The sequence below is a fragment of the Bacteroides sp. 1_1_30 genome, assembly GCF_020982715.1.
Lineage (GTDB): Bacteria > Bacteroidota > Bacteroidia > Bacteroidales > Bacteroidaceae > Bacteroides > Bacteroides xylanisolvens.
Map to the genome: position 1 here is coordinate 1 of NZ_JAJKHN010000157.1, position 5,853 is coordinate 5,853.

At 34.3% G+C, this 5,853-nt stretch carries 5 protein-coding genes; 3 read left to right on the top strand and 2 right to left on the bottom strand.

The genetic code is table 11. From position 1 onward, the window contains the following. The first annotated feature begins 381 nt into the window (after positions 1-381). Positions 382-879, top strand: a complete 498-nt coding sequence (locus LPH68_RS25300; protein ID WP_151923445.1) for a hypothetical protein — start codon at positions 382-384, stop codon at positions 877-879. A gap of 238 nt (positions 880-1,117) precedes the next feature. Here the strand turns inward: LPH68_RS25300 and LPH68_RS25305 are convergent, their stop codons facing one another. Then, a complete protein-coding gene (locus LPH68_RS25305; protein WP_230297219.1) occupies positions 1,118-1,342 on the bottom strand; it encodes a hypothetical protein in 225 nt (74 codons plus the stop codon). Positions 1,343-1,442: 100 nt separating this feature from the next. After that, positions 1,443-2,249 (bottom strand): ISAs1 family transposase, encoded by an 807-nt coding sequence (locus tag LPH68_RS25310; RefSeq protein WP_230297220.1) that lies wholly within the window; start codon positions 2,247-2,249, stop codon positions 1,443-1,445. A gap of 369 nt (positions 2,250-2,618) precedes the next feature. On the opposite strand from LPH68_RS25310, the gene LPH68_RS25315 reads away from it, so the two are divergent. Together LPH68_RS25315 and LPH68_RS25320 are read left to right on the top strand one after the other, a co-directional pair. Beyond that, entirely contained in the window at positions 2,619-3,461 is an 843-nt protein-coding gene (locus tag LPH68_RS25315; protein WP_115484757.1) for a DUF1837 domain-containing protein, read from the top strand. Continuing rightward, positions 3,458-5,662 (top strand): DEAD/DEAH box helicase, encoded by a 2,205-nt coding sequence (locus tag LPH68_RS25320; protein ID WP_004296101.1) that lies wholly within the window; start codon positions 3,458-3,460, stop codon positions 5,660-5,662. The genes LPH68_RS25315 and LPH68_RS25320 overlap by 4 nt, the downstream gene beginning before the upstream one ends. Positions 5,663-5,853 lie beyond the last annotated feature (191 nt).

Genomic DNA, 5,853 nt, shown 5'->3' on the forward strand with positions numbered 1-5,853 from the left:
ACTCTGTATATTTCTTTATATAGATAAAAACAAGTAAATATACAACAGTACTATTTATTTACATCAAAAACAAACAAGTTATTTTATGATTTCAAAATTTCGAGAGATTTATTCTAGCTTTATCTCTTGATTTTAAGGAGCACCTCGTTGCATTAAAACCAACGAGGTGTTTCTCGGTGTGCAACGGGTCGTTCCTTTAAAAGGAACGACCCGTTGGTTTAAAACCAAAACCCACTTATGTAACTATCTGAAAAGCAAATCATTACAAAAGCGTTCTCCCGGCCTTTCTTTTTAAGTAAAATTTTCAACAAAAGAAAACGGATACCAATATCAAACACGGTACTCCACTGATAAATATTTTACAAATCAAATCTAAAAACAATGGTTACAGTTACTTTTCAGATCAAGCCCTATCTAGCGGCTTACATGTACATGCGCTACAAAAATCACCTCGACGTACCTCCAGACCGCTCTTCTTCCTCACTTTCCGCGATCCATCTTCTCGACACCCAGCCCATCTACCACTTTCTCCACCAGCTATCCATTCCCCACCCTCCCAACGCCTCATGGCACGAAACCGGAAATATTACCTTCACCCTCCCCCATCCCAGAAACGGCAAAAATCCAAATGTATATAATTATATAGGTCATAACAGTGCACTTATCATTGAAAAAGCAATGGAAGTAGAAATGAGGGCCGAACTTTATGAATTTCTACTGGAAAATAAATACTGCCACGGCATCATGTTCAAAAAATCAATGGAAACTTTTGTCGAACATTATAATATGGTAGGGTTAGTGGAAGAAGAAAGTTTAATGAGGGCGTTTCAGAGGTGGAGAAAGATGGTGAAGGAGGAGAAAAAGTTAAATAACAATTAGTAAGCAAACTGAATTTATCGATACAACATCAATATAATCTCAAAAATAGTCAACATATAGTTATCAGTAAGAATAGAATTGTAATAAGGTATTTTAAGAAATTTAGTAATACAACACGGCTTTTTCATTTAAGCTTTGAATTGGGCGTACCATTCCCCTACCCATGCCATTGCGGCATGGGCGGGAATGCTGTTATTGATAATCAATGCGTTACGGATATGTCAAATCTGAATTTTTCTCATTTTTGAGCCAGAAAATGCAACACGTTAGTGAAACTTACCGCTAGCTCCCTCATTATCTGCGCCGTCCCCTTTTGCTTATCTGATATTTTTTTCCTTCTGTTCTTCCAAACGGCAATCAGTGCCAGCACTATTTTCTGAATTGTGTCCAGGTTTCTAGCCGCCCGTTCAGCCTTACGCTTTATGCTGTCCTGCCGGAGGTTACGGTCAAGATCCCAGTGCATGCTTTCAATAGCCCAATGCTGTCTGGTTATCTGACTAAGCCGCTCTGCACTGCTATCCAGGCTTGAAATGTACAGTCGCTGTTCGGATGTACTCTTACCATCAGACTTTTTTTTCCGTAGCTGTGAGTATTTCTACAACTGTCAAATTGCCATTCCATTTTTCTCTGTCGACAATCAGTTCTTCCCCACGGTATATACGGCATATCCTTGACTCAATCCTGCCGTGTTCCAAGTATGGACCTTTCTTATAGATATCAGTTGGGGTGGCGGTCTTTATAGAATCTTCAAGCCCATAGCGCAAAGATCTTTGATTCGCCTTGAGTTCGATCACGAAGTCCGCTCCTTTATCTCTAATCTTGTCTATTATCACCTTTTGGCATGACATGGTATCTGCGGTGACTACACATCCTGATACCTCTAGTTTGTCCAATAGCCGGGGCACGGATTTGATTTCATTACTTTTCTCTTTGCAAACATCAGTAGCCAAAGTAAAACCCGAACGGAGTGAATATGCAGAGACGATATCAGGATTACGTCCGTTGTCGTACAAGGTACCCCGCATGGCCTTTCCATCAATACAAATGATGTCAGTTGCCGAAGCGGATATTTCCTTGCGGAAAACGTCGGCAAAAGCAGACATGCGATCAGCCATCTTTTCATCGTCTATGCTTTGAAACACACGGCAAAGCGTAGCTTCTGAGGGTAACCCATACGGAAATAACCCTCTCGCCTGTAGGCGTTTCAAGTGACGTTTGCCAAATTGAAGTATTTCAGCTCTGGTAATACACTTACTGAGCCTGCCCAATATTACAAGCATGAGTATATCTTCAAGTTTGTGTTTGAAGTTTCCTCGGCTTGTTCTGCGGTATTCAGGGATTGAGGATACAAATTTTCTCAAATGAGTCATAATGCTGCCACGAAGACAGCCAAGGTGTTTCTTCTTTAATAATATTTACGTAAAAAGTTGTATATCAGTGGAATAAATCGTATTTTTGCTGGCGCAAAAACAAAGGCGGAAGACAATACCAACATCATATTCTATTGAATTCCGCCTATAAAAAAAATAAAAATGAACGATAAGAAGAAACACCTAAAGCGGTGCTTCCGCATCACTGCGCACGAATATAAGGATTTTTACTGCAATAACAAGCGATGAACAATATTTCTTAAATGAAAAAGCCGTGAGTAATACAACTATTTATAATAGACTGTTTAATAAATTATCAGATTAAATTTATATCTTTGTAATAAATTTCAGTAAACATAATTTTATATAATGAGTAGACCTTTTAAATCTGATTTAGTAATTCAAGAATATATTTGTGAACCTACACTGAAAGCGTATCATATTGGATTCGATCAAAAGCAATTTAGACTACAGCCTTTGGTTGACATAGTAAGAAATGTAATACCCGAATTTTCTTTAGGTTATCACTGTGGTACTTCTATTCCACTTACTGAAATAATATCTCGCTTAAAAGAAGCCGCACAAATAGTATACCTAACAGACAAATATCAAAATAGAGGAGAATTTGGTGAACTAATTCTTCATTTATTGTTGCGAGATTTTCAGAACACAATTCCATTAATTTCAAAAATATATTTTAAAGATTCACACAATGTACCTGCTCATGGTTTTGATGGTGTACAGGTAACTATCACTGGAGACAAGAAAAAATTATGGCTTGGTGAATCTAAATTATACAAAACAGGAGATGCTGGAGTCAGAGATTTGGCTGAAGATATAAAAAAGCATGTTAATGCAGATTATTTACGAAGAGAGTTTAGCTTAATATCTAAGAAACTCCCAGAAAGCATTCCAGAGATAGAATATTGGCGAAGTCTTATGGATGAGCATCAAAAACTAGATGTAATTTTTTCCAATATAGTAATTCCAATGGTGTGTACTTATAATAGTGATCTATTTAAAAATCATTGCGAAGAAAGTAATAAATATTTTGAGGATTTCATATCGGAATGTACAGCTCTTTGTAAGACCTTTGATAAATTGAAAGGGAATGTTTCAACAGAAGTCATATTAATGCTTCTACCTGTACAAAATAAAGATATGTTAAATACCGAATTAGATAAACGATTAAAATTAATGCAGCAAATATGACACCACAGAAAGTTCAAGATGCTATCATATATATAACAGAAACAAAAAACATTGATTATGAGCATAGTTTTTCGCTTTCGCAATTGTGTTCATCTTTATTACGTTCTAGAGAAAATAATAAATATGGTAGAGATATAATCATTAGAATACTAGATGCATGGAAGAAAGTAGATAAAAACACCTATTCCATTTGGAATGACTTAACTGCCGCTGCAGGTTTATATCCTTATGTTGATCCAAAGCAACTTTCTCAAAGCTCCCTTTTATGTTATGAATATCACAAATCCCCTCACTTAGATAATATTTATCTACATGAAGAGCAACAACATTTATCTATAGAATTACAGAGTAAACGTTCTTTGGTTGTAAGTGCACCAACAAGCTTTGGAAAGAGTTTACTTATTGAAGAAGTTATTGCCAGCAAACTATATGAACAGATAGTAATTATTCAACCAACTCTAGCTTTACTTGATGAAACCCGAAAGAAACTTTTGAAATATAAAAACTGGTACAAGATAATTGTTTCTACTAGTCAAGAGCCAACTAAAGAAAAAGGAAATATATTTTTATTTACAGGAGAACGTGTGGTTGAATATAACCAATTTCCTGAAATAGAGTTTTTTGTCATAGATGAGTTCTATAAATTAAGTTTAGATAGAGATGATGATAGAGCTATAGCTTTGAATCAAGCATTTGCCAAACTATTGAAATTTACTAGTAAATTCTATCTATTAGGACCTATGATTAAAGATATACCTTTAAATTTCAAAAATAAATATGACTTAATTTGGTATCCTACTGAATTTGCAACAGTAGCAGTCAATGAGACTAATGTCAATATTCAAGGTAAAGCTAAAGAGAAAAAAGAATTAAAAAAGCTAGAACTCTTCAAATTACTTTCATCAACAAAAGAACAAACGATTATTTACTGTTCCTCTCCCAATAAGGCCACTAATCTAGCATTAGACTATGCTTCATATTTAAAAAATGAAAATAAATTAATGCTAGTTCCGTATGTTCAAAGAAATAAAGAAATAGGTGAATGGATTAAAGACAATATTAATTCCAAGTGGTCTTTAATAGATGCTTTGAATTGTGGTATAGGTTTTCATCATGGCGCTTTGCCCCGTCATTTAGGCGGTTCAATTGTTGATTGTTTTAATGAAGGATCAATCAGGTGGCTATTTTGTACATCAACATTGATAGAAGGGGTAAACACATCTGCTAAAAATGTTATTTTATTTGATAAAGATAAAGGAGGACAACCTATAGACTTTTTTGATTATAAAAATATTGCAGGTCGATCTGGTCGTATGAGGAAACATTATATTGGTAATGTAATTAGATTTGAAAATCAGCCTGAACAAATGGAACTATTTGTTGATATACCTATTTTTAATCAAGAACAAGCCCCATTAGAAGTTTTAATTTCTATGGATGAAAAAGACATTGAAGAGAAAGCAAAAATAAGACTTGCGAAGTTTGACAATATGTCTCCCGAAATAAAAGAAGTAATTAGATCCAACAACGGTATTTCAATAGAAGGTCAATTAGCCATTATAAATAAAATTGAGTCTAACCTCCAATATTATAACTCCCAGCTAAATTGGACATCTACTCCCAAAACTTTCGACAATTTAAGTGTAGCTATCGAATTATGCTGGGATACGTTAAGTGGTGCAGGTGACAAAACATATATTGAGGGTATTGGACGTTTATCTGCTCGGTGGTTGGCTAGTTTCGCTTTTTCATATATTAACATGAAGTCTATAAATGCTGTTATTTCATATTATGTAAATGACAACTTTTGGTCTAGCAAAATTCCTAATAAACAAAAGCGGATTGATGTTGCTTCTTATGCCATTTTACATATTAGCCGACATTGGTTTGATTATAAACTACCCAAATGGTTAAATGTCATCTCCAACTTGCAGGAGTATGTATTTAAAAAATCAAATATGAAGTATGGTAATTATAGCTTTATTGCAAGTAATCTTGAAAATGGTTTTTTACATCCCAATATCGCAGCATTAATGGAATACGGTATTCCAATATCAGCAATTAGAAAATTAACAGAATATATAAACATAAATGAATCACCAGAAAATAATATACTAAAACTAAATAAGTTAGCAACAACGACATTGACAAATCTTGGTCTAATACAATATGAAATTGACAAATTGAGGAACTCTTATTAGTATTATAATCGGATAACCAAAAGAAAGGAGCACATCGTATCATTCAGGCAAAACATGATAATCGTAAATTTGAGTAAGTAACTGAATGGGGAGAATATATAATTTCTCTGACTGTTTATCTTTGTTACCAACATTAAATATTAATCAAAGTTTTATTTAATACTTCAAAAAGTAAATCCCTATATTAATAC

What these genes read in the sequence shown, in the direction of transcription:
- LPH68_RS25310 (WP_230297220.1), bottom strand. Translation starts at nt 2,249, where the DNA reads ATGACTCATTTGAGAAAATTTGTATCCTCAATCCCTGAATACCGCAGA.
- LPH68_RS25305 (WP_230297219.1), bottom strand. Translation starts at nt 1,342, where the DNA reads ATGCACTGGGATCTTGACCGTAACCTCCGGCAGGACAGCATAAAGCGT.
- LPH68_RS25300 (WP_151923445.1), top strand. Translation starts at nt 382, where the DNA reads ATGGTTACAGTTACTTTTCAGATCAAGCCCTATCTAGCGGCTTACATG.
- LPH68_RS25320 (WP_004296101.1), top strand. Translation starts at nt 3,458, where the DNA reads ATGACACCACAGAAAGTTCAAGATGCTATCATATATATAACAGAAACA.
- LPH68_RS25315 (WP_115484757.1), top strand. Translation starts at nt 2,619, where the DNA reads ATGAGTAGACCTTTTAAATCTGATTTAGTAATTCAAGAATATATTTGT.